Origin of the sequence: Acinetobacter sp. 1424608 (genome assembly GCF_000588255.1) — a bacterium.
GTDB classification, from domain to species: domain Bacteria; phylum Pseudomonadota; class Gammaproteobacteria; order Pseudomonadales; family Moraxellaceae; genus Acinetobacter; species Acinetobacter nosocomialis.
In genome coordinates this window covers 24,392-49,700 of the sequence record NZ_JFXL01000014.1, presented here as the reverse complement: position 1 = coordinate 49,700, position 25,309 = coordinate 24,392, and the positions used below count along the sequence as shown (strand labels likewise).

The following is a 25,309-nucleotide window of genomic DNA, read 5'->3' as shown; positions in this document are numbered from 1 at the left end:
CTGAGCGATACAGTGAAGTATGCATGGGCATTTGAACGCAGTGTACATAGTGTTCGGTTAATGGCTGATTTCGCGATGGAATCAGGCATCTCTTATGAGACGATTTTAAAAGGAACTGGGCTTAGCCAACAACAATTACTTGACCCTAATATGGTGGTGACAGGCCATCAGGAATTACAGTTGATTCATAACTTGGTTGAGCAACTAGGAGACAGACCGACATTAGGCTTAGAAGTGGGCACACGCTATCATTTCACCACATTTGGGCCATTAGGTATGGCTCTGATGAGTAGCGCCAGCATTCGCGAAGCACTAGATTTGGCTTTAACCTATTTCACTTTAACTTTTGCTTTTACTCGCTTTGAGGTATCGGATACACCAGAAGGAATCCGTATCGAAATTGATGAGCAAGATATCCCATCTTCAGTGCGTCAATTCATTATTGAACGCGATGCGGCTGCACTCATTACGGTACAGCGAGATTTGGTGCAGGATAATTTTTGCCAATATTTGGCTTTTTCTTTTCAACCTAAAGGCGATGCAGAGCCTTATTGGAATTTATTTGGGGTTATGCCGGAATTTGGCGCAGCTAAAAGTTTTGTGATTCTTGATCCGCAAAAAGTAGACCAGAAGCTACTTATGGCGAATGATCTAGTTTTACATACAACCGAAGAACAATGTCGTCAAATATTAGAAAAACGCCAATCACAAAATAAATTTACAAACTTAGTGCAACAACAGCTAATGAGTACGCGTGGGGAAATGCCATCTATGGATATAGTGGCTGATCGACTGCATTTAAATACAAGAACCCTGCGCCGTCACTTGTCATTAGAGGGAATGACTTTTATCCAAATTCGTGAAGAGGTTAGACAGGTTTTAGCAGAGCAATATTTGGCGTTACCAAAAGCTTCGGTTGAGCAAATTGCCGAATGGTTAGGTTATGCAGAGCCTGCCAGCTTTATTCATGCTTATAAAAGATGGCATGGGAAAACACCTCATGCCATGCGGTTAAATAACCGATAATCCAAGTATCTTTATTTTTTCAAACGCAAATGCAATAAGCGCGTCGCTGATGTATGGCGTATATTATCGGCACGCTTATAAAAATAACGTTCAGTAATAGCTTCACCTGATAGGTCTTCGACCACTTCAAAGCCCATGTTTTCTACAGCTTTGTGTAAATCTGAAGGTTTAAATTGGCCTAATAAAGGTTCTTTCAGTAAATGGGTAAACTGTGCAACACCTATACTCCCGAGTCGCTCAATGCCGTTTAGCTCCTGAAAATCGGTTGAATAGTCGAGTACTACTTCGCTACCGTTTGCAGCAAACTCAGCAATACTTTTTAAAGTTTGCAGTGTAGTATCCGGTTTTAAATAATGAGTAGTACCCAACCAAGAAAAGAAAGCCGGAGCTTTTCGTACATAGTGACTCCGGGCAAGCGCCTCAGAGATAGATTCTTTTTCAAAGTTAATAGCAACAAATTCAACAGTAGTAGGAATATTTCCTAGTTTTTTGAGTTTGGATTGTTTCGCAGCTTGAGTATCAGGATGGTCGACCTCAAAAATTTTTAAAGTTGGGTAATGTTGTGACTCACGTAATACAAAAGAGTCTAAACCCGCTCCAACCAAAACATATTGTTCAATATTGTGTTGAACAGCCTGATTAAGTAAGTCTTCAGCATAACGTGATCGGCCCACAACCTGCCCACTCAATAAACCTAAGGTGCGGTTTAAAAGGGGAGAATTCATTAATTTAACAATGAGCGGAGTAGATAAAAGCTTTTTCCAACCCTTACTGGTCATTTCAAAAGCATAGGGGTCTGAAAATACAGGGTTTGTCGTATTTTTAAAGTGATTTGCGCGTAAGGCAGCGGCGGCTTCGGCAGTACGGCTTGATTGACCTTCTTTCATTTTTAACCTGTTCTTTTATTTCTTGAAGATATAATGAAAAAGGCAGTGTATTTTATCAAAAACAAAAATACACTGCCTATTACTTACAACTGATTTGGTCAAAATTACAAATTAATGTGTTTTTGACGTTTGATATATGACGTCATAATCTTTCAAATCTAGTTTTTTCAAGCGTTGTTTCAGCTTTTTCAATGACCACGGCCATGCTGCAAAGTTGCGACCGTTAGCATCAAGGTAATAACTCTTACAGCCACCACTATTAAATACAGTGGTTTGCAGATGCTTTTGTACCAAGTCGTTGTGCTTTTTAATCACATCAGACTTAACATTTAGTTTGCTAATCCCTTTGTTTTTAATTTTTAGCAAGCCATCTACAATATAGTCGAGCTGTGCTTCTGCCAAGCCAATAAACGAGTCATAAACCAGTACGTTTGGTCCCAAAACTAAGAATGCATTTGGTACATTTTCAATGTTGGTTCCTAAGTAAGCTTCTGGTGAAGTGTTTTTCCATAAATCATTTAAACGTTGTCCTTTTTCATTAAACACACGTTTACCGATTGGCGGGTGAGATACTTCAAACCCGGTGCCCCAAATAATCACATCAACTTCGTGGCGTTCGCCATTAGCTGCAATCACCGTATTGCCTTCAACTTTAACTAAGCCATGTGGAATAAGCGTGGTATTCGGTGCTTGTAGTGCAGGGTAGTAATTGTTAGCAAACAAAATACGTTTACAACCAATATCAAAATTAGGTGTTACGTTTTTACGTAATTCAGGGTCTGTAATTTGAAGTTTAAGTAATTGTTTGCCGAGTACATTTACTGGTTTTAGCGCAAGTGGGTTACGTAAACCAAAATTAATTGCATTGAGCGTTAGCGCTACACTTTTACGCCAGCTTGCCTGAATCGCTGGATATTTGGCAATGACGGATTTACTCAACTCGCCCAAGTCGGTATCTGGTTTTGGCAGTACCCAAGGTGCTGTACGTTGGAATACAAACAACTCTTTGGCTTTAGGCTGAATTTGTGGCACAAACTGAATGGCAGATGCACCTGTACCAATTACAGCAATCCGTTTTCCAGTTAAGTCATAGTCATGGTTCCATTTTGCCGAATGGAACATTTCACCAGTAAAGGTATCTAAACCTTCAAGACGTGGAATTTGTGCTTCGGTAATTGGGCCTGTTGCAAAAATAACAGTTCGCGATAGATATTGACCACTAGTTGTATCAAGTACCCATAAATGGCGTGTTTCGTCCCAAGCAGCATTGAGCAGTTCGTTGTTAAACTCAATTTTAGACGTGATATTAAACTCGTTACTTACATCTTCTAAGTAACTTAAAATTTCCGGTTGGCGTGCAAATAAGTGACTCCATTTTGCACTTGGGGCAAATGAGTAAGAATACAGAGCTGAAGGTACATCGCAGCCACAGCCTGGATAGGTGTTTTCACGCCAAGTACCACCTACACGTGCTGCTTTTTCAATAATTTTGTAGTTGGTATAGCCCACTTGGTCGAGACGAATTGCTGCAGCAATACCGGAAATTCCGGCGCCCACAATAAAGGTATCGTAAATATGGCTAGGCGAATTGACAGCTTTTTTTGCTGATGCATTTGTTTTCATTTGAGCAGTCATATGGGTACTACCTATAAAATTTCTTATTTAAATAATTTGTACGATGTACCAAGGAATTTGGTATACAAGCTTGGAGATGCACGTTTCATGAGCCAGAACAACTTCGCGTCGATTTGAGGAATGGTATAAAGCTCATCCTGATCAAGACGGTTAAGTGTGAGTTTGGCGACATCGTCACTTGTGGTGAGTGCGTAGTTCATGAGTGCATGGTCTGCAAGCTTGGAATAGCGACCCGGAATACGGCCATTTTTAATGATATTGGTAGGCACCAAGGTCGGGCAGAGCACATTGACTTTAATGTTAAATTTACGAAGTTCGGCCGAAAGTGTTTCAGATAGCGCACGAACGCCCGCTTTCGTTACGTTATACGCGGTCATTTCTGGAGCGGCAGTGTACGATGCAGCAGAAGCTACATTAATAATCGCGCCGTAACCTAGTTTTTTGAACTTTGGTACAAATGCATGGCAACCATGAATAACACCCCAAAGGTTAATATTCATGACCCAGTTCCAGTCTTCTAGACTGAGTTCATCAAACTTCCCACCCAAACCTACACCTGCATTATTAATGACAAGGCTCACAGGGTGACCAAGTAAAATTTCAGCAGTTTCAGCTAGGTGGTTCACTTGCTCTGCATTACCCACATCGCAGCGCATGGCAAAAGCTTTAGCGCCTTCTTGTTCAAGAAGCTTTACCGTTTCTTCTGCGGCTTCTAAATTAATATCTGCACACACTACGCTACCACCACGTTTTGTCAGTTCAATTGCAAAACTCCGTCCAATTCCACTGCCTGCGCCAGTCACAACAGCATAAGCTTTTTGGCTTGGTTTAACTTTCTTTTTGCCAAATAGAATCATGATTCATCCCGAAATAGATTTAAGGAAAACCAGCCATTGAGTGACTGGTTGCAAGCCAGTTAAGACAAGCGTACAGGCGGGGGAAATTCCTTCACAAAGTAAGGCGCAATTGCACCTCCTTCGTTCAGTAATTTGTCTTTGTAGTACTCTAGATATTCAGTGGTGTCATGATCATTTGGGTGGAAGTCAGGGCGTAAGTAATCGAAAATTTGGCCAATCGTGCTACCGAATACGCCATCTTTTGGACCAAAGATAAGTCCCACACCACGGCGAGCATCTTTCCAGAATTTTCTAGTCAGCATTTCCTGTGGTTTTCTTAAAACAGGAATAAACAAGGTAGTCGCAGGGATTAAACCTAAAATAGTAAAGAAAGCTAAGAAGAAGCCAGAAGCTCGTAGTGGGTAGCTACCATTGAGTAATTGATAAACATCATAAGCAATATCTTTATGCTCAGATTCTTCAAGCATATGCCACATCCATAGTGCACGGCTTTTGGCATCGTCTGAATAGTAAAAGTTCTTCTCATGTTTCATCATGTATTCGGCAAGTACCGCTGTAAAATGCTCAATACCAGCCATCATCGATAATTTAAGCGGTTGTGGGAATTTTAAGAACACATATTTAAAGAAGTTCTCGCCCAAGAAACGGTATAAATCGACAGGATACTCAACATCTTTAAGTGCATCGTTATATTCATTGTGCAACTTAGAGTGAATCGCTTCTTGACCAATAAGGGAAGTAACACGCTGTTTTAACACTGGGTCTTGAATAAATTCACGGTGGTGACGGGCAGTCTCGATCACCAAATCTTCACCATAGGTTAGAAATACTGAAAGCGTAGCAAAAAACAAGGTGGCAAATTGATTGTTCATATAGAATTCAACATCAATCTCTTTACCATCAAACCCGATATTTAAATGACGGATTGGAATAGATCCTTTACTGGCAAAATCTGGTAACCCAATTTCACGGTAAAATTTGAGTTTGTTTAGTGATTTTTTAACTGTGGTCGAGATCATGGCGACACCTTCAGATCAATCAGTGATAGTGCAGCTACGTCGAAAGCCAAAAGCTTTGATTTCCAACAGGGCACTGTAAATTCCATTTTCAAAAAGCATTTTGTCTGCTTACTGACTACGGTGATGTTGCTCCGTTATTTGTTTGATTATTTGACTGAATAACGGAAAAAGAGGGGAACTTGATAAAATGAATCAACCTCTTTTTGGATTTTTTCATGTTAATCTGAGTTTATGTTCGGATTCAATTCGGGTAACTTTTTAAGTTTTATAAGCTCACATCTAAGGCATAAATAGAATACAAAAATAATTTTTTAATTTATTAATATATTGATTTTTATTTAAATAATTTAAATTTATTTAAAAATAATTACCTGATAATAAAAGAGCTCATAAGTATGTTTAGCCATGCTCCTATAAAAATTACTCTATGAAATTTGACAACTATTCAGATTTTGTTTTTTTATTAGGGTAGGGCTAAATTACATGCTAACCTGAGCTTATGTTCGGATTATTAATAAGAAAATATGTCTACGCGAAACCCCCGTCAGGCACGAGCCAAAGTCACGGTCGATACCATTATTGAAGCAGGTTTTATTGCCGTAGCTTTGCATGGACCAAGTGGTACCACCACACGTCATATTGCGGAAATTGCAGGGGTGAGTGTGGGGTCTCTCTATGAGTATTTTAAAAATAAAGAAGAAATTTATGATGCGATGAATCACTACTTTGTGAGTGAAATTCTCGACATGATTAAAGAGCTAACCCCCACAATTTTAGAGTTGGAGTTAGAGCCTGTCATTGAAATGATTTTTTATACGTTCAGTGATTTATTAAAGAAAAATAATGACCGTTACTTAACCGTTTTACGTTACGCAGGTGAGTTGCAATACGACAAATATATTCCAAAAATTGAACAGGCTTTAATGGAAGTCATCATGAAATATATGATGCATAATCCTAAATATTTAAAAATTAATAATTTACCTGTAATTACCTATATTTGTATTAATAGCGGTATTTTTAACGTAGCAAGGCATCTTATTTTACCTAACCCATTTATTAGTTTTGATGAAATGGTGCAAGGGTTAACAACTATGATCATGAGTTATATCAACACTGAAATGGCACGCTCGGAAGACCATTCATAATTTTTCTTTTTAATAAACATAAAAAAACACCTGCGTATATTTCGCAGGTGTTTTTTGTTGATTATGGCATGGTTGGAATTTCTTCCGGTCGCATATCAAAAATCAGAATTTCAGCGTTGTTACCATTAGTAAATGATAACTTGCCTCCATCACGAATTCGTGCAGCATCACCTGTATTAAAGGTTTTACCGTTTACATCAATACGGCCTTTTGCCACATGTAGGTAAACATAACGACCTTCTGGAATTGCAAATTCTGCTGTTTCTTCACCATCAAAAAGACCTGAATAAATATTAATATCTTGTTTGATGGATAAAGTTTTTTCGCCACCTTTTGGTGAAATCATCAAGTGCAATTTACCGCGTTTGTCTTCCTCGGAAATATGCAATTGTTGATAGCCCGGTGTTGTGTTCACTTCATTTGGAACCACCCAAATTTGCAAGAAGTGCACGTTTTCTTGAGCAGAGTGATTAAATTCACTATGTGCAACCCCACGGCCTGCGCTCATTAACTGAATATCACCAGGCACAATAACCGAACCTGTACCCATTGAATCTTTATGTTCTAACGCACCTTCAAGCACATAAGAAATAATTTCCATGTTACGGTGAGGGTGAGTACCAAAGCCTTTTGATGGAGCAACCGTATCGTCATTAATCACAAGCAAATCTGAAAAGCCGACTTGTTTCGGGTCCCAATAATTTGCAAATGAAAACGTGTGTTTTGACTGTAACCAGCCATGATGTGCTGCACCACGCTCATGAGATAAACGCATATCAAACATGATTTATTCTCCTCATCCAATTTTTTTCTCTGAATGCAGTTTATCGTTTTCATTTATGCAATAAAGCTCTAAAAACAGAAAGCTTAGTGTGATTTTTGGAACGCTGAAATTTTGATATGAGATACGAGGAAGAGTAGGCATAATATTTCATTTTTTATCTTTTAAAGCCATATTTTTATCATTTTAGGACAATTGTATTTTATTTAAATAATTATGAATAAGAGTAGGTTATATAAGTTGTTTGAAATAATCAAAAAATATTTAAGTTGGCAAAAAGTTTCAAAGTAGGTTGGCTTTTTTTGTCCTTGTTCGAGTGGTACATCAAGCGCACTATTTAATCTGATTTGGTGAACTTAACAACACTTAGGTTCATAAAACATGGCAAGGCAGAGGTATTTGAGCAAATTTTTGTTCTAGAGCAGTTAAAGATTGCAAGAAATAATCTAAAGACAACTTTACCTGTTTGATTCGACGCTGCCTTGTATTTAACAAATTTTATAGGGTGTCAAAAATGGTCGCTCAAGCTATCCGAAATATTATTTCTCCTAAATCAGTTGTAGCTCAGTATCAAAAGATAGATTTCTCAAATAAAGGAACTATCCCAATACGCCATTTAAATATCGGATTTGATGGTAAAGAAATTGATATCGAGTTTTACGTCAACAACCAGTTTGCAACATTGTTCTTTGCAACGCTTTCGGTTTTCTTGACCTATGGTGAAGATCTGGTGATTGAAACAGCTCGTCACCACCGTGAATTTATTCAAGACCCGATTTTAAAACAGCGAGTTACTTCTCTCATTGGTCAAGAAGCCATCCATTCAAAATTGCATAATGAGTTCAATGATGCAATTAAAGAGCTGGAATATCCGGTCGATTTCTACCGTTTCTTAGGTGAAAACTTCTTTAAATATGTATTTTTAAAATTCCCACAGCCGTTAAAGCTTTCACTTATGGCGGGTATTGAGCACTTTACGGCAGTACTTGCCGAATACATGATGAAGCATGAAAAGAATTTCTATTATACCGACGATGCCAAAAGCCGTGCGTTATGGATGTGGCATATGCTTGAAGAATCTGAGCATAAAGACATTGCTTATGATGTCTATCAGGTTTTAAACGGTAACTATCCGTTACGTGCAACCGGCTTTTTAATGGCTTTCATCACTATTTTAGGACTTATTCCAACAGCAACTTTATTTGTACCCGTACTACGTAAACCACAAGAAATGCTAACTAAGAAATTCTGGAAAGATGCACGTCGTGGCGTCAACTTAATTTTTAGTCCAAAAGATGGTGTATTTGGTAGCACTATTGGCCAGATTTTTGATTACTTACGTCCTAACTTCCACCCAAATGATCATGACACGACCGAATACCTTGAGTACTACAAAAACAAATTACTTAACGAGGGCGGTGCTATAGCGCCTTACTTTGTGAAGGAATTTACACCACCAGTTCGTGCAGTTTCATAAGCGTATTAGTCATGGCAGTAATACGAAAATTACTGCCGTCTCCCTAAAGTTTTTTAGGATTTACTATGATTTTATTTGGTAAGAAAGACCAGCCTAGCCGAAACGCATATGCGGTCGTAACTGGGGCAGGCAGTGGAATTGGTCGTAGCTTTGCAGTTGAACTGGCGAAGCGCGGTGGCAACGTAGTATGTGCAGATATTAATTTAGAAGCTGCAAAAGAAACTGTAAAGTTAATTGAACAGCTTGGACAAAAAGCATTTGCAGTCCAGTGTGATGTTGGGCAAGCAGAACAAGTACAGGCTTTGGCTGATCAAGCAGAACAGTTACTTGATCATCCAGTAACACTCATTATTAATAATGCCGGCGTAGGGCTAGGTGGCAAATTTGATGAAATGAGTTTGGAAGACTGGAAATGGTGTATGCATGTAAACCTATGGGGTGTCATTCATGGTTGTCATGCTTTCGTACCGAAGCTCAAAAAACTAGGTTACGGTGCAATTATTAATGTAGCTTCTGCAGCATCGTACACGGCTGCTCCAGAAATGAGTGTCTACAATGTAACGAAAGCCGGTGTATTGGCATTATCAGAAACCCTTTCAGCCGAGCTACGCAAATTCAATATTAAAGTGAATGTGCTGTGCCCAACTTTGGTACCTACCAATATCATTAAAAATGGTCGTATTCCGGGCCGTTATTCCAAGCTTGCAGACCATGCACTCATGAACTACGCCATGACAACCAGTGACGCAGTTGCGGCTTTAACATTAAATCGATTAGATCGAGGGCAGCTCTATACCACGCCACAGATCGACGCCAAATTATTCTGGCTTATGAAAAGAACGTCTCCAACGCTATATGCAAAGTTCCTTGGGCTTTCGTATCAGTTATTTAAATAAAATTTTGTATAGGCAGAAAAATTATGGTCACTAAACCTAGAACAAATACTCGCACACGTAAAACCCAAGAAGTTGCACATGTTTATGACACTTTTATTGTCGGTGCAGGTATTTCTGGCTTAGCTGCAGCAATTAAGCTAAACGAAGCAGGCTTAACCAATTTTAAAATTATTGAAAAAGCCAGCCGCGTCGGTGGCACTTGGCGTGAAAATACGTATCCGGGCTGTGGTTGTGATGTACCTTCGTCACTTTATTCTTACTCCTTTGCCCCAAGTGCAAAATGGAGCCATTTATTTGCACGCCAACCGGAAATTTTAAGTTATTTAGAAGATGTTAGTCGTGAGTTTGATATTGAGTCCTTAATTGAATTCAATACCGAATTATTAAAAGCAGAGTGGGATAACCAAAAAAATATCTGGAAGCTAGAGACAAGCTCTGGTTTGTATATCGCTAAAACAGTTTTATTTGCTACAGGTCCAATTACTGAAGCCCAGATACCACGTCTTGAAGGTTTAGATACCTTTACTGGTGAAATGTTCCATTCGGCAAAATGGAACCATGACTATGACTTAACTGGAAAACGCATTGCTGTAATTGGTACTGGTGCATCTGCTATTCAGTTTGTGCCACAAATTCAACCTAAAGCCAAAGAGTTGTTTGTATTCCAACGTACAGCACCTTGGGTACTACCGAAGCCCGATACGGACTTGGGCGAGTTGAGTAAATCTGTCATTGCCAAATATCCAGCTATTCAAGCGACTTGGCGACAGACTGTGGCGGGTACTTTAAATGTCATTAATTTTGGCTTACGCAATCCAAAAGCTTTAAAGCCTGTCAATTTTGCTGCAAAACAATTGTTAAAGCTGCAAATTAAAGATCCAGTCTTGCGTAAAAACGTAACGCCTAATTTTGATATTGGCTGTAAACGTATTTTATTTGCCAATAATTATTATCCAGCATTACAAGCACCGAATACCACGCTTATTCCACATGGTCTAGTTAAAGTTGAAGGCAATACGGTGATTGCTGCCAATGGTGAACGCCACGAAGTTGATGTGATTATTTGGGGTACTGGATTTGAAGTGTCTCATCCTCCTATTGGTAAACGTGTACATAACGAAAAAGGGGAATGTTTGGCTGAGCTTTGGAAAGACTCTTCACCAGAAGCTTACTTAGGAACCAATATTGAAAATGTACCTAATGCATTTCTTATGCTTGGGCCAAATGTTTTGGTCTATGACTCATTTATTGGTCTTGCCGAAGCACAACTGCAATATATTATAGATGGTTTGCTACAAATGAAGGCAAAAGGTATTGCTAAGCTTTCAGTGAAATCAGAAGTGATTAAAAAGCACAACGACTTGGTACAAAAACATCTACAAACCACAGTATTCAATAGCGGGGGATGTAAAAGTTACTATCTCGATGCAAATGGTCGCAACTTCGCGGCATGGCCATGGTCGTTAAAAAAGCTTAAACAGCGTTTACATCATTTAAAGTTAGAAGAATATGATGTGATTTATGAAGCTGATTTGATAAAGGCAAAACCTAAAGCTGAAGAAGTTGCTGGTTAATGACTTTATAAAAGCCCATTTTAATTTATTGAAATGGGCTTTTTATTATTTAATAGATTGAACAATGAATTAAAATTCGACAAATAATTTAATGAAGTTAAATTGAAAAATAAATTTAAATATACTTAAAAATAAAAGTAGGTGAATAAGGCTATATAAGTTTTTGTTAAAAAAATATAGTTATTTTTAAAAATGAATTTTTAAGTGAAAAGTATTATTTTTTACTCTTTTTTAAAATTGCAAATTAGAAAACATTTTTTATATCAATATTTTGAGTGATTAATAATTATTGTAAATAAATGTGAAAATATTCACAAACTGGTTATTTTTTGTTAAGATCATTAACATTAAAAACATAGAGATAATAATAATGATCAATAAAGTATTAATAGTGTTGTGTGTGAGTATCGTGTTTGTACTAGGGTACTGGGCGTATTTAGATACCCAAAATAAAAGACATCAAGAGCTCATGAGGATTATTCAGGAAGCTGAAAAAAATTTGCAAACAATTGAGCGCAATCCTAATCGTATTAGTCATAGCAATTTAGCTTCATATAATTTGCAAAAATATATTAGCGATAAAAAAGTGTTTTTCTAAGCAAAGTAGTCATTATTATTTGCTTTAAAAACTGTGCCATTGATCATATCTTTTCATAAATTTTGATCATGTTGCTTTTGAATCTGTTAAACTTATTGAACGTATAGTAAAAAAGCTGCATAGGGGTTATGCAGCTTTTTTGTGTTTCAAGAGGAGCTGTGGCTATTTTCTGTGTATGACAGCAGAAATCGAATGAGTGGCATATTTGTTGCTTCGTCTATTGAAGATTTTTGTCTAGAGATCTGATCAGAAAAACAAGATTGCTCAGATACCTACATAGAAGTACATATTCCACAGCTCAGATTTTGTATAGAGGCTACTTATGGCGGCGCCCAATTCTTCGGCAGGCTGGTTAGAGCGTTTATTTAAGTTAAGCGACAATAAAACCACGTTTCGAACAGAAGTTCTTGCTGGTGTAACTACGTTTTTAACGATGTGTTACATCATCATTGTCAATCCACTCATTTTATCTGAAACCGGCATGGATCATGGCGCCGTATTCGTTGCGACCTGTTTGGCAGCAGCAATCGGTTGTTTAGTGATGGGTATTATTGCCAATTATCCAATCGCCTTAGCACCGGGTATGGGGCTTAATGCTTATTTTACCTATTCGGTATGTATGGGTATGGGAGTGCCATGGCAGACAGCTTTAGCTGCTGTTTTTGTTTCAGGCGTTGTATTTCTTGCAATCAGCTTCTTTAAAGTTCGTGAAGCGATTGTTAATGCAATTCCAATGTCGCTTAAATTTGCGATAGGTGGTGGTATTGGCTTATTCCTGGCGCTTATTGCGCTAAAAAATGCCGGAATTATTGTTGCAAATAAAGCAACATTAGTGGGTTTGGGCGATATTAAACAACCTACTGTACTACTGGCTTTATTTGGCTTTTTACTTATTGTTGTTTTACATCAGCTTAAAGTCCGTGGTGCCATCATTATTAGTATTTTAGTGGTGACAGCAATTGCGACTGCTTTAGGTTTAAATGAATTTAAAGGTGTAGTAGGGCAGATTCCTTCAATTGCACCAACATTTATGCAAATGGACTTTAAAGGTCTGTTTACTGCAAGTATGGTGGGTGTGATCTTCGTATTCTTTATTGTTGACTTGTTTGACAGTACGGGTACTTTGGTAGGTGTTTCACACCGTGCGGGCCTTTTAAAAGATGGCAAATTGCCACGTTTGAAAAAAGCATTATTTGCTGACTCTACTGCAATTGTTGCTGGTGCAGCATTAGGTACATCATCAACCACGCCATATATTGAATCGGCTTCAGGTGTAGCAGCAGGTGGACGTACAGGTTTAACTGCAGTAGTGGTCGCTTTCTTATTTATTTGCTGTTTATTCTTGGCACCTCTTGCTCAATCTGTGCCAGGTTTTGCAACAGCTCCAGCTTTATTGTTCATTGGTGTACTCATGATCCAAGGGATCACTCACATCGATTGGGATGATATTACAGAAGCTGTTCCAGCCTTTTTAACGATTGTATTTATGCCATTTGCATACTCAATTGCAGATGGTATTGCTATGGGCTTCATCAGCTATGCATTAGTTAAATTATTCACAGGTAAGGCAAAAACTGTTCCATACATGGTATGGATTATTGCTGCTCTTTGGGTATTTAAATTTATCGCTTTTGGCGGTTAATATGATTTTTCATAATTTCCTTCTAGAACTATTTTAGTGATAGAGATATAAGAAGGAAATTATAGAAGGGTGTGCTTACCACACCCTTTTTTCTTTAGATGTGGAGTTAATATGAATCAAGTCGAGCTGATTCAGGCCTTACCAAAAGCCGAGTTGCATGTGCATATTGAAGGGACGTTTGAACCTGAATTAATGTTTGCTATTGCACAGCGTAATCAGATTCAGATTCCTTACAAATCTGTTGAAGAAGTAAAGCAAGCTTATAACTTTCATAATCTTCAATCATTTTTAGATATTTACTATGCTGGTGCAAATGTTCTTGTTCATGAGCAAGATTTTTATGATTTAGCATGGGCATATTTTGAGAAATGTGCAGAAGATCGTGTCGTTCATACAGAAATGTTCTTCGACCCGCAAACTCATACCGACCGTGGTATTGCGTTTGCAACGGTGATCAATGGTCTTAGACGTGCATGTGCTGACGCAAAAACCAAATTTGATATTAGCTCTCAGCTTATTATGTGTTTCTTGCGCCATTTAAGCGAAGAAGCTGCATTTGAAACGCTTGAACAAGCTTTACCGTTTAAAGAAGACATTATTGCTGTTGGACTTGATTCAAGTGAAGTAGGCCATCCACCAGCTAAGTTTGAACGTGTTTTTGCTAAGGCACGTGAGGAAGGTTTCTTAATCGTGGCTCACGCGGGCGAAGAAGGCCCACCTGAATATGTATGGGAAGCTTTAGACTTGCTCAAAGTAAACCGTATTGACCACGGCGTGCGTTCTGAAGAAGACGAACAATTAATGGCTCGTCTAATTAACGAAAAAATGCCATTAACGGTTTGTCCTTTAAGTAACTTAAAGCTATGTGTCGTTAAGGATATGAAAGATCACAACATCCGCCGTCTTTTACAAAAAGGCGTACATGTGACTGTTAACTCGGATGATCCTTCATATTTTGGCGGTTATATGAATGATAACTTTATTGCTATTCAGCAGGCCTTAGATTTAACTAATGATGAGTTGAAGCAACTCGCAATTAACTCTTTTGAAGCCTCTTTCATTTCAGATGAAGAGAAGCAAAAGTGGATTTCAGAAATCCAAAAAATCTAAATAAAAAAACCGCCTGTGATAGGCGGTTTTTTTAACATAGAATTTATTTAGGCTGTTTGGTCATACTGTTTAAAACATTATCTTTATCGACAAAGTGATGTTTTAAAGCTGCCAGAACATGCCCAACAATAAGTAAACCTGCAAACCACGAAATATAAATATGTAATGGTTTAACAATCGCTAATATCTCGGGGTTATCTTGTACTAAACGTGGAATTTCAAATAAATATAAAACAGGGGCAGGATGACCAGCACTCCAGCTAAATAAACATCCTGTCACAGGTAAAGCCACTAAAATCACATAAAGCAATAAATGTCCGATGTGAGCTAGGGTTTTCATAGTGGGTGACATGGTGTCAGGGAGCTGTGGGGCTGGGTGGGTGTAACGCCAGAAAAGGCGAATAACTACTAGAAAAATAATGGTTGTGGCAATGTTTTTATGTAGTGTAATGACATCACCTTTAAAGCTACCATCAGCATCGTAACTTAAAAAGTTTCCACTATAAAAGCCAATCACCCAAGCGGTAATGAAAATGATTGCCATGACCCAATGCAGAATCTGTGCAGTACGGGTGTAGTATTGAGAGGATGAGGCAGGCATAAAAGACCCTATTTTTTTGTCATTTTAGTGCTAGATTTTATGAGAAAGGGTTGATTTTGAGAAATGTTGTTCTCGTAACGGAGCGTGCTATAAACAGAACGCTTTAATTGAAGAAACATAGTCAACTTGAGTTGGAAAATAACAGAGTTAGATTGCACAAATGCATCAATTTATTTGTTTCTTCTAAGCACAAGTTTAGGCAAAATACGCGCTGCTTACGTTCGATCAAAGGAAAAAATGATGAAAAAATTGATGCTTGCTATGGCACCAGTTGTTTTAGCTTTAACGGCATGTGCGACCACGCCTGGTGCAGGTTCTACAGAAACAGCAACTCAACAGTTAGGCATGACTGCATTAAAAGTGGCTGTAAACGCGAAATGTATTACAGAAATTAATAATGTTGCTGCATGGAAAACAGCAACCAAGCTTATGACTGCTGAACAACGTGATAGTATTCAAACTAATGTTTGTGGTTGCGTAAGTGAAAAGGCACCAAACAGTGTTACAGCAGTTGATTTGGCTACTGCTGCACTTGACCCTGCGGCACGTGCAACAGTTGTAAATCAGGTTGTCTCTAATACTGTAAACGCTTGTGTAGCAGAAGCTTTGCAAAAGTAATTAATAATTTGAGTTTCAAAGAAGGCTGACTCATATTGATCGGCCTCTTTTTTTATTGGAGTATACATGTTTGTTGCAGGCGTAGATGAGGCGGGGCGAGGCCCACTAGTGGGTTCAGTTGTTGCTGCAGCTGTTATTTTAGATCCGAACAATCCAATTTTAGGATTAAACGATTCTAAAAAATTAACTGAAAAGAAACGTGAAAAGTTGTTTATCGAAATTCAGGAAAAAGCTTTGGCATGGTCAATAGCAGAAGCTACCCATGCAGAGATTGATGAGCTGAATATCTTGCAAGCAACTTTTTTGGCTATGCAACGTGCCGTGGATGGTCTAAAAACACAGCCTCAAAAAGTCATTGTAGATGGCAACCAAATTCCAAAAGGCATCATTATTCCTTGTGAAGCGATTGTCGGAGGGGATGCGAGCCATGCCGAGATTAGTGCCGCGAGTATCTTGGCAAAAGTTACACGTGATCGCCAAATGACTGAATTAGATCAGCAATATCCATTATTTGGTTTTGCCAAACATAAGGGTTATCCAACTAAAGCGCATTTTGAAGCGATTGCAGCTCACGGGGTAATCGATCAGCATCGTCGTAGTTATGCACCTGTAAAACGTGCATTAGGGCTATAAATTTATATACTCCCAAAAAATTTAAAGCGACTATAAAGTCGCTTTAATTAGGGAGAGAATAACTTCATACTAACGATTGAAGTTTTTCTGTGCATAATTATCATCTTCATATGAAACTTGATAATCTTGATCAAGATGTTGAAGGTGTTCATGCATTGCACGTTCATGTTGAATACGTTGATAAATTTCTTCGCGATGAACAGAAACCTCTTTTGGCGCATTCACACCAATTCGAACCTGGTTTCCTTTGACGCCAAGCACAGTAACACTGACTTGATCCCCAATCATTAATGTTTCCCCGACACGGCGGGTCAGAATCAGCATGTTTATCTCCTTGCTAAACGCTTAAAACTGCAATATTGGTACCCAAATAAAAAGCTCAACCTCAGTTTTCAGTCAGATTCTAACAGAAATATGAGAACAAAGTCATATTTTGATAATCTCTGCCAAAAAACTTTCCGTTTAATATAACAGAGCCGCTATAAAAAAAACTATAGCGGCTCTGTGTTTTCTTTGATTATTGTCGGACAAGTAAACATTTTTTAATGAATTCTTGACCGGTTGGTAAAATTAAGCGCGGGCGCTGCTTTCACCGTGTTCGCGATCTAAACCAAAAGCGGTATGTAGGCAACGAACTGCAAGTTCAAGATATTTCTCATCAATGATGACAGACACCTTAATTTCAGATGTTGAGATCATAAGGATATTAATGCCTTCGTCTGCGAGGGCAGTAAACATCTTGCTTGCTACACCAGCGTGTGAGCGCATACCCACACCAACAATCGAAACTTTTACGATATCGTCACGTGTTGAAACTTCGCGTGCACCAATATTTTTGGCAGTTTCATTTAAGATTTTTTCAGCTTTCGCTAAATCAACACGGTTTACAGTAAACGTAAAATCTGTTGTGCCATCTTCTTCAACATTTTGGACTATCATGTCCACTTCAATGTTGGCATCACTTACTGGTGATAAAATTTTAGAAGCAATACCTGGTTCATCAGGTACACCTAAAATCGTTAATTTTGCTTCGTCACGGTTAAAAGCAATACCTGCAATGATTGGCTGTTCCATAGTGTCTTCTGCCTCAGTAGTAATGAGTGTACCTACATTTTCTTTAAATTCGTCGTCAAATGCGCCGTCGTCATCATTATCAAAGCTTGATAATACGCGTAAAGGAACTTGATATTTTCCGGCAAATTCTACTGAGCGAATTTGTAAAACTTTTGAACCTAATGATGCCATTTCTAGCATTTCTTCAAAAGAAATACGATCAATTTTCTTCGCTTTAGGAGCAACACGAGGATCTGTAGTGTAAACACCATCAACGTCAGTATAGATTTGGCATTCATCTGCTTTAAGTGCAGCAGCAATCGCAACACCAGAAGTATCTGAACCACCACGTCCTAGAGTAGTTGTGTTTCCATTAGCGTCAAAGCCTTGGAAGCCTGCAACTACAATAACACGGCCTGCATCTAGGTCATTGGTCATGACATCTGTGTCAATCGACTCAATACGCGCCTTGGTAAATGCACTGTCAGTTTTAATACCGACTTGACGTCCGGTATAGGATTTAGCTTCCACACCAATCGAATTAAGTGCCATAGCTAACATGGAAATCGTCACCTGTTCACCGGTTGAAACCATTTGGTCTAACTCGCGTGGGTCAGGTGTTTCGGTAATGGCTTTAGCGAGGGCAAGTAAGCGGTTTGTTTCACCACTCATTGCAGATACGACCACAACAACCTTGTGACCGTGATCATGCCAACGCTTCACACGACGAGCAACATTTAAAATGCGCTCGGGGGTACCCATAGAAGTACCGCCATATTTTTGAACGATTAATGCCATAGTTGTTCCATATAAGCCATGACCCTGAGAGGCTTTTCAGGGTCAGTTACACAAAAAGTGAAGTCTTATTTTTGTTCAAGCCATGCAGGCAATGCTGCGATCACTTGTCCAAACTTCTCGTTAAGTGGCGCGCCACCTTGTGCTAAGTCAGGTTTACCACCACCTTTACCACCTAGTTCAGTTGCTAGATGTTTGATGATGTCACCTGCTTTTAGATTTGCAGTGTATTGTGACGCGACTGATGCAAGCAGGCTGACTTTGTCACCCTCTACACCTGCTAACACAATCACTGCGTTCTCTAATTTTGATTTTACACTGTCATGTAAGTTGCGAAGCGCTTTGGCATCAACCCCTTGAACAGTAGTAATAAGCGTTTGACGACCAGCAATGGTTTGAACTTGGTCAATCAAATCAGCCGCTTGGAAGTTTGCCAATTTCTGGTTGAGCTGTTCAATCTGCTTTTGTAATGCAGAAACCAATTCTACATTGGCTTGTACACGCTCAACTGTTTGGTCTTTCTGTGCTTTTAGTAAGCTATTAATGTGCTGAATATCATGATCAGCTTTTTGTACCACTTCTAATGCTTTAGTGCCAGTCACTGCTTCAATACGACGTACACCAGCAGCTACACCACCTTCAGAAGTGATTTTGAATAAACCAATATCACCTGTACGTTTTACGTGAATACCGCCACAAAGTTCGATTGAGAAGTTTTTCTCATCAATAACTGAACCCATAGAAAGTACACGAACTTCATCGCCGTATTTTTCACCGAACAGCATCATTGCGCCTTTTGCTTTTGCTGCTTCAATGTCGAGAAGCTCAGTCGTCACTGGAGTATTGGCAATGATTTCAGCATTTACGAGACGTTCAACTTGTTGTAATTGTTCAAATGAAACAGGTTGGTCATTTGCAAAGTCAAAACGTAAGATATCACTTGCAACTAAAGAACCTTTTTGTTGTACATGAGAACCTAAAATTTGACGAAGGGCAGCATGTAACAAGTGGGTTGCTGAGTGGTTACGCGCAGTAGCTTCACGAATGTCTGCTTTAACAATCGCTTCTACATTTTGATTTGCTTTGAGGTTACCAACAGTCACAATACCTTGATGAACAAAGGCACCACCAGACTTTTTAGTGTCTTGAACTTCAAAAATACCTGTTTCATTTTTGAAGATACCAGTATCACCAATCTGACCACCACTTTCAGCATAGAAAGGAGTTTGGTTTAAAACAATAAGTGCTTCGTCGCCTTCAGAAACTTCGTCAACTTGCACGCCATCTTTATAGATCGCTACAATCTGACCTTGACCAGTTGTGTTGATATAACCGTCAAACTGAGTTTCGCCTTCGACTTTTACAATGCTGTTATAGTCAACTGCAAACTTACCAGCATCACGTGCACGTTGACGCTGTGCAGCCATTTCAACTTCAAAACCGGCTTCATCAATAATAAAGCCACGTTCACGTGCAATATCAGCCGTTAAGTCTGTCGGGAAGCCATAAGTGTCGTAAAGTTTAAATACAGTCGCACCTGGAATAGTTTTATCTTTTAACTGAGCAAGTTCACCTTCGAGAAGTTTTAAGCCTTGCTCAAGTGTTTTAGCAAACTGTTCTTCTTCACGAATTAAAGTTGCTTCAATCACATCACGACGAGCTTCTAACTCAGGGTAAGCCTGACCCATCACTTCAATTAATGGTTGCAACATTTTGTAGAAGAACGTACCTGTTGCACCAAGCTTGTTACCATGACGAACAGCACGGCGAATAATACGACGTAATACATAACCACGTCCTTCATTGCTTGGATTTACACCATCAGCAATTAAGAAGCAGCAAGAACGCGCATGGTCTGCAACAACACGTAAAGAAGGCTGACCTTCATCTTCAATACCAATAATGTTTGCAGCAGCTTTTAATAAGTGTTGGAACAGGTCAATGTCATAGTTTGAATTAACATGTTGCAATACTGCAGAAATACGCTCTAAGCCCATACCTGTATCTACAGATGGCGCTGGAAGAGGGTGAAGTACGCCATCAGCAGTACGGTTAAACTGCATGAAAACGTTATTCCAGATTTCAATGAAACGGTCGCCATCTTCTTCAGGAGAACCAGGTAAGCCACCCCAAATGTGATCACCGTGGTCAAAGAAAATTTCAGAACATGGACCACAAGGACCTGTATCACCCATTGCCCAGAAGTTATCTGATGCGTATTTTTCGCCTTTGTTATCACCAATACGGATAATACGCTCTGGAGCTAAACCAATTTCTTTATTCCAGATGTCATAAGCTTCGTCATCTGTATGATAAACCGTTACATATAAGCGATCTTTCGGTAAAGCTAGCCATTGTTCGCTGGTTAAAAACTCCCAAGCAAACTTAAGTGCATCACGTTTGAAATAGTCACCAAATGAGAAGTTACCTAACATTTCAAAGAATGTATGGTGACGAGCTGTATAGCCGACGTTATCTAAATCGTTGTGTTTACCGCCTGCACGTACACATTTTTGTGATGTTGTTGCACGTACATAATCACGTTTTTCAAGACCTAAAAAACAGTCTTTAAACTGGTTCATCCCAGCATTTGTAAATAATAAAGTTGGGTCGTTGGCAGGAACAAGAGAACTCGATGCAACACGTGTATGCCCTTGCGTTTCAAAGTAGCGCAAAAATGCTTCACGAATTTCAGCAGATGTCATTAAACGAGTACTCACAACCAAGTCACTCCATATTTTCGAATTTGGCTAAAAGCATCACCACAAGTTTGTTTGTTCACAAATCTTGCATGTGATACGGGGCTTATTTTTAAAAAACGCTAAATTGTAACGGAAAAACCCCACCGAACCAACGATTTTAGAGGGAATATCTTACAAAACTGTGATTTGGCTAAAAATCTATATTCAATTGGCCTTCACGTGTTTTACTATATGCCTTCTTTCGTTTCTGGTTTTGTAGATAAGGATAGGTCATGCAACGTATCGCCATTAATGGGTTTGGCCGGATTGGACGTAATGTTTTACGTGCATGGTTTGAAAGCCCGAAACAATTTCATTTTGAAATCGTGGCGATTAACGATATAGCAGATGTACAGACACTAGTGCATTTATTTAAATATGATTCAACCCATGGTCGTTTTAATGGCAAAGTTGACATAGCGATTGAAAATGAAAAGATTTATTTAAATATTCAATCTAACCAAAGAAATTTGAAAGTTGAAGTTTTACAGCAAAAACAGCCAGAACTTTTACCGTGGGCAAGCTTGCAAATTGATGTTGTACTCGAATGTACAGGTTTGTTCCGTTCTCATGCTGATGCAACCCGCCACTTAGAAGCAGGGGCAAAAAGAGTCATTATCGGGGCTGCACCTTTTGACCATGTCGATGCTGCAATTGTCTATGGCGTTAACCATGCCGATGTGAAAGCGTCTGATCAAATCATATCAAGTGTGTCATGTACGACACAGGCTTTAGTGCCGTTAGTAAAAATCATTGATGATGCATTTGGGATTGAAACTGCGCTCATGACAGAAATTCATGCCGTAACAGCAGATCAGTCTGTGCTTGACCATGCGCACCGTGATTTACGTCGTGCCAGAGCTTCTGGTCAAAATATTATTCCAACTACTTCTAGTGCACTTGGTGCATTAAAACGTGTAATGCCTAAAATGGAAGACCGTATTGATGGCTATTCAATTCGAGTTCCCACCATTAATGTGGCTGCCATTGATTTAACTTTTATCGCACAATCTCCGATTACTGTTCATCATATTAATGAATTGTTGATTAAGGCGTCTCAAACAGATTATGCGGAAATTATGGCAGTGACTGATGAGCCACTCGTTTCAAGTGATTTTAATCATTCGCCTTATTCACTTATTGTTGATTTAACTCAAACTATGGTTGTTGGGCATCAAGCTAAAGTATTTGCTTGGTACGATAATGAATGGGGCTATGCAAATCGATTATTAGACTTGTGTGATTCTTTCTAAATTTGAAATAACTTAGGAAAGCTGTTCAGCAGTTAAGGTTGGTTAACTGGAAACAAGGCGATAGTTCAGATATTGGCCCATTCTTTGGTTGAAGAACTTTTGATTATGATATAAGCAAAGCGCAGTAAGGTATTAAATTTTATTATTAATTGTTTAAATCTTCTTTTTGACTTTAGAGTTTATTCAGAAAGATTTATGCAAATTGTCAGGTGCATGGCACAAAGTATCATGCTACACTAAGAGAAATCGGGTGTGTTCCCGATTTTTTTATGTGGGGTCGTTCCACGTTGATCAGATTTTAGGCTTGAAATATGACCATTTCAGAGACATGGTTGCTGCCTGACGGGGTAGCAGATGTATTGCCGGAACAGGCGCAAGTCATTGAAAAACTTCGCCGTGAAGCTATAGATTTCCTCTCAGTAAGAGGTTATCAACTGGTATATACACCATTTATCGAATACATCGAATCGTTGTCTTCATTATCAGAATCAAATCAAGACCTGGATTTAGTAACTTTTAAGGTGATTGATCAGCTTTCAGGCCGTTTACTCGGTATCCGTGCTGATATGACGCCTCAAGTTGCACGTATTGATGCACATGTAAGACCTGTTGAAGGGGTTGCACGTTACTGTTATGCAGGGACTGTATTACATACAAAACCACAAAATTTCAATGCGACTCGCGCACCTTTACAATTAGGTGCAGAGCTATATGGCCACGATAGTATTGAAGCTGATGTTGAAATGGTCGATGTAATGCTTGGGCTCATTGAAAATGCTTATACATTGCAAGGTGCACATTTAGACCTAGGGCATGTAGGCTTATTTCGTAGCTTAGTAAAATATGCCGGACTTTCTAAAAATGAAGAGCATGAGTTATCTGATCTTTATCAAAGAAAAGCATTACCTGAGTTAGCTGAATTTACTCAAAATTTAAATATGGGTTCAGACTTTTATGCACTTGGTCGCTATGCAAGTGATTTAGAAGCATTACAAACTCATTTAAGTACAGATATTTTAAAAGATGTTGAATTTGATGCTGCATTAAATGCGCTCAAAACTACACTTGAACAAATTAAAAACCGTTGGCCAGCACTTAATGTTGGAATTGACGTTGTCGAACTTCGCAGTTACCACTATCACACTGGTTTGATGTATGCAGTTTATGCACCGAACCGTGCTGCACCTTTAGCGCAAGGTGGCCGTTATGATGGTATTGGTGAACACTTCGGTCGTGCACGTCCTGCTACTGGTTTCAGTTGTGATTTATATGCCTTAGGTGCAAATCAGTTTGCCGAAATTGAAACTGTAGTGGCACCTAAAGGTACTGATGCAGATTTACTTAAAGCAATCGCAAATGCACGTTCAGAAGGCTTACGTGTAGTCCAATTGTTAGGTAATGATAATTTAGGTTCTATTCCTTATGCGACACATCAACTCGTGTTGCAAAACGGTCAATGGAATATTGAAAAGATTTAAACGCCAGCGGTAAGTTTTTACTGATGGTTTCCAATTTTAACAGCATGATGTAATGAGGCTATTATGGGCAAAAATGTTGTGGTACTTGGTACCCAATGGGGCGACGAAGGTAAAGGTAAAATCGTCGACCTGCTCACAGATCAAGCGGCTGCGGTAGTACGTTATCAAGGCGGACATAACGCAGGTCATACTCTTGTCGTAGGTGGTAAAAAGACTGTATTACACCTCATTCCATCAGGTATTTTACGTGAAAACGTATTGTGCTTAATTGGTAATGGTGTGGTGCTTTCACCAGCAGCATTAATTGAAGAAATGGGAATTTTGGAAGCTGAGGGTGTTCCAGTTAAGGAACGTCTACGTATTTCTCCAAACTGTCCTCTTATTTTACCTAACCACATTGCTCTTGATCAGGCTCGTGAGAAGAAACGTGGTAACGCTAAAATCGGTACTACAGGTCGTGGTATTGGCCCTGCTTACGAAGATAAAGTAGCTCGCCGTGCAGTGCGTGTTGCTGACCTTGTTCGTGGTGGTGCAGCGTTAGAAGAAAAACTCCAAGAAATGCTTGAGTTACATAACTTCCAATTAACCCAGTTCTACGGCGTAGAAGCAGTTAAATTTGAAGACGTGTTGGCTCTTTGCAACGAATGGCGTGAAGTGCTTGCTCCGTTAGTGATTGACGTGACTAAAGTGTTACATGACTACCGCAAAGAAGGTAAGCCTGTAATGTTTGAAGGCGCTCAAGGCTCACTTTTAGACATCGACCACGGTACTTACCCGTATGTGACTAGCTCAAATACAACTGCTGGTGGCGTAAGCTCTGGTTCTGGTATGGGGCCTTTACATCTTGATTATGTATTAGGTATCACTAAAGCTTATACAACACGTGTAGGTGCAGGTCCATTCCCAACAGAATTAGTTTACGATGCAGCAACTGATTCTGGTGACCCAATTGGTAAACACTTGGGTACAGTAGGTCATGAATTTGGTGCTTCTACTGGTCGTCAACGTCGTTGTGGTTGGTTTGATGCTGAAATCTTACGCCGTTCTGTAGATGTTAACTCACTTTCAGGTATTTGCTTGACTAAACTTGACGTTTTAGACGGTTTAGAAGAAGTGAAAATCTGTGTAGGTTATGAAAATACTGATTCAGGTTGTGTAGGTTCTTCTGATGCGGTTTCTTTTGAATGTTTGAAACCAATTTATGAAACTATGCCGGGTTGGAGCGAGTCAACTGTTGGCTTAACTAGCATTGACCAATTACCTGCAAATGCTTTGGCTTATGTAAAACGTATTGAACAATTAATCGAATGTCCGATTGATATCGTTTCAACTGGTCCAGACCGTGCAGAAACAATTGTTTTACGTCACCCATTCTCTGCTTAATTTGCAAAGATGATAAAAGCCTCCTGAAAAAGGGGGCTTTTTTATATCCGACTAAAGTGCAGTTTCTGTTTTGTCTAATTCAGATTAAAACAGAAATATAAGTG

22 protein-coding genes are annotated in these 25,309 nt (G+C 39.0%); 13 read left to right on the top strand and 9 right to left on the bottom strand.

What is annotated here, in order from left to right:
• Positions 1-12: 12 nt before the first annotated feature.
• Positions 13-1,026, top strand: coding sequence for an AraC family transcriptional regulator (locus tag J678_RS17250; protein ID WP_025466153.1), 1,014 nt, complete (start codon positions 13-15; stop codon positions 1,024-1,026).
• 11 nt (positions 1,027-1,037) lie between these two features.
• Here J678_RS17250 and J678_RS17245 read toward each other — a convergent pair whose 3' ends face one another.
• The 4 genes from J678_RS17245 to J678_RS17230 all read right to left on the bottom strand — a co-directional run bounded on the left by J678_RS17245 (position 1,038) and on the right by J678_RS17230 (position 5,424).
• Positions 1,038-1,913, bottom strand: a complete 876-nt coding sequence (locus tag J678_RS17245; protein WP_017393656.1) for a class I SAM-dependent methyltransferase — start codon at positions 1,911-1,913, stop codon at positions 1,038-1,040.
• A 111-nt stretch (positions 1,914-2,024) separates the two neighbouring features.
• Positions 2,025-3,548, bottom strand: coding sequence for a flavin-containing monooxygenase (locus tag J678_RS17240; protein ID WP_017393657.1), 1,524 nt, complete (start codon positions 3,546-3,548; stop codon positions 2,025-2,027).
• Between the two features lie 23 nt (positions 3,549-3,571).
• Complete coding sequence (locus tag J678_RS17235; protein WP_017393658.1) at positions 3,572-4,405, bottom strand: SDR family NAD(P)-dependent oxidoreductase; 834 nt, start codon at positions 4,403-4,405, stop codon at positions 3,572-3,574.
• 59 nt (positions 4,406-4,464) lie between these two features.
• Entirely contained in the window at positions 4,465-5,424 is a 960-nt protein-coding gene (locus J678_RS17230; protein ID WP_031956046.1) for a metal-dependent hydrolase, read from the bottom strand.
• Between the two features lie 524 nt (positions 5,425-5,948).
• On the opposite strand from J678_RS17230, the gene J678_RS17225 reads away from it, so the two are divergent.
• Complete coding sequence (locus J678_RS17225) at positions 5,949-6,572, top strand: TetR/AcrR family transcriptional regulator (RefSeq protein WP_031959324.1); 624 nt, start codon at positions 5,949-5,951, stop codon at positions 6,570-6,572.
• 61 nt (positions 6,573-6,633) lie between these two features.
• On the opposite strand, the gene J678_RS17220 is transcribed toward J678_RS17225, so the two are convergent.
• Positions 6,634-7,356, bottom strand: coding sequence for a pirin family protein (locus J678_RS17220; protein WP_017393660.1), 723 nt, complete (start codon positions 7,354-7,356; stop codon positions 6,634-6,636).
• A 511-nt stretch (positions 7,357-7,867) separates the two neighbouring features.
• Between J678_RS17220 and J678_RS17215 the strand changes: the two genes are divergently transcribed.
• The 6 genes from J678_RS17215 (at position 7,868) to J678_RS17195 (ending at position 14,650) form a co-directional block, all read left to right on the top strand.
• Positions 7,868-8,830 carry a metal-dependent hydrolase gene (locus tag J678_RS17215; RefSeq protein ID WP_017393661.1) on the top strand — a complete coding sequence of 321 codons (963 nt, stop codon included), beginning with the start codon at positions 7,868-7,870 and terminating at the stop codon, positions 8,828-8,830.
• Positions 8,831-8,895: 65 nt separating this feature from the next.
• Positions 8,896-9,726, top strand: a complete 831-nt coding sequence (locus tag J678_RS17210) for an SDR family NAD(P)-dependent oxidoreductase (protein ID WP_004709866.1) — start codon at positions 8,896-8,898, stop codon at positions 9,724-9,726.
• 23 nt (positions 9,727-9,749) lie between these two features.
• Positions 9,750-11,300 (top strand): flavin-containing monooxygenase, encoded by a 1,551-nt coding sequence (locus J678_RS17205; RefSeq protein WP_004709864.1) that lies wholly within the window; start codon positions 9,750-9,752, stop codon positions 11,298-11,300.
• A gap of 370 nt (positions 11,301-11,670) precedes the next feature.
• A complete protein-coding gene (locus J678_RS0104380; RefSeq protein ID WP_004709863.1) occupies positions 11,671-11,898 on the top strand; it encodes a hypothetical protein in 228 nt (75 codons plus the stop codon).
• Positions 11,899-12,220: 322 nt separating this feature from the next.
• Positions 12,221-13,540, top strand: coding sequence for an NCS2 family permease (locus J678_RS17200; RefSeq protein ID WP_004888055.1), 1,320 nt, complete (start codon positions 12,221-12,223; stop codon positions 13,538-13,540).
• A 111-nt stretch (positions 13,541-13,651) separates the two neighbouring features.
• Positions 13,652-14,650, top strand: coding sequence for an adenosine deaminase (locus J678_RS17195; RefSeq protein ID WP_017393662.1), 999 nt, complete (start codon positions 13,652-13,654; stop codon positions 14,648-14,650).
• 43 nt (positions 14,651-14,693) lie between these two features.
• Here J678_RS17195 and J678_RS17190 read toward each other — a convergent pair whose 3' ends face one another.
• The gene (locus J678_RS17190; RefSeq protein ID WP_002156818.1) at positions 14,694-15,251 is read right to left on the bottom strand and encodes a cytochrome b; all 558 of its coding nucleotides are present in this window, start codon (positions 15,249-15,251) and stop codon (positions 14,694-14,696) included.
• 240 nt (positions 15,252-15,491) lie between these two features.
• Here J678_RS17190 and J678_RS17185 point away from each other — a divergent pair, with 240 nt between their 5' ends.
• Complete coding sequence (locus J678_RS17185; RefSeq protein ID WP_002156817.1) at positions 15,492-15,869, top strand: hypothetical protein; 378 nt, start codon at positions 15,492-15,494, stop codon at positions 15,867-15,869.
• Positions 15,870-15,935: 66 nt separating this feature from the next.
• Positions 15,936-16,502, top strand: coding sequence for a ribonuclease HII (rnhB, locus tag J678_RS17180; RefSeq protein ID WP_017393663.1), 567 nt, complete (start codon positions 15,936-15,938; stop codon positions 16,500-16,502).
• A gap of 69 nt (positions 16,503-16,571) precedes the next feature.
• On the opposite strand, the gene csrA is transcribed toward rnhB, so the two are convergent.
• The 3 genes from csrA to alaS all read right to left on the bottom strand — a co-directional run bounded on the left by csrA (position 16,572) and on the right by alaS (position 21,055).
• Positions 16,572-16,826: a carbon storage regulator CsrA gene (gene csrA, locus J678_RS17175; protein WP_000906487.1), complete on the bottom strand. Its 255-nt coding sequence runs from the start codon at positions 16,824-16,826 to the stop codon at positions 16,572-16,574.
• A 246-nt stretch (positions 16,827-17,072) separates the two neighbouring features.
• Entirely contained in the window at positions 17,073-18,353 is a 1,281-nt protein-coding gene (locus tag J678_RS17170; RefSeq protein ID WP_001185176.1) for an aspartate kinase, read from the bottom strand.
• 65 nt (positions 18,354-18,418) lie between these two features.
• Positions 18,419-21,055: an alanine--tRNA ligase gene (alaS, locus tag J678_RS17165; protein ID WP_004709855.1), complete on the bottom strand. Its 2,637-nt coding sequence runs from the start codon at positions 21,053-21,055 to the stop codon at positions 18,419-18,421.
• Positions 21,056-21,324: 269 nt separating this feature from the next.
• Here alaS and J678_RS17160 point away from each other — a divergent pair, with 269 nt between their 5' ends.
• The 3 genes from J678_RS17160 to J678_RS17150 all read left to right on the top strand — a co-directional run bounded on the left by J678_RS17160 (position 21,325) and on the right by J678_RS17150 (position 25,205).
• Positions 21,325-22,344, top strand: a complete 1,020-nt coding sequence (locus tag J678_RS17160) for a type I glyceraldehyde-3-phosphate dehydrogenase (RefSeq protein ID WP_002156872.1) — start codon at positions 21,325-21,327, stop codon at positions 22,342-22,344.
• A gap of 311 nt (positions 22,345-22,655) precedes the next feature.
• Positions 22,656-23,822, top strand: a complete 1,167-nt coding sequence (locus J678_RS17155) for an ATP phosphoribosyltransferase regulatory subunit (protein WP_004709852.1) — start codon at positions 22,656-22,658, stop codon at positions 23,820-23,822.
• Positions 23,823-23,885: 63 nt separating this feature from the next.
• On the top strand, positions 23,886-25,205 hold the full coding sequence (locus J678_RS17150; protein ID WP_002156866.1) for an adenylosuccinate synthase: 1,320 nt from the start codon (positions 23,886-23,888) through the stop codon (positions 25,203-25,205).
• Positions 25,206-25,309: the final 104 nt, after the last annotated feature.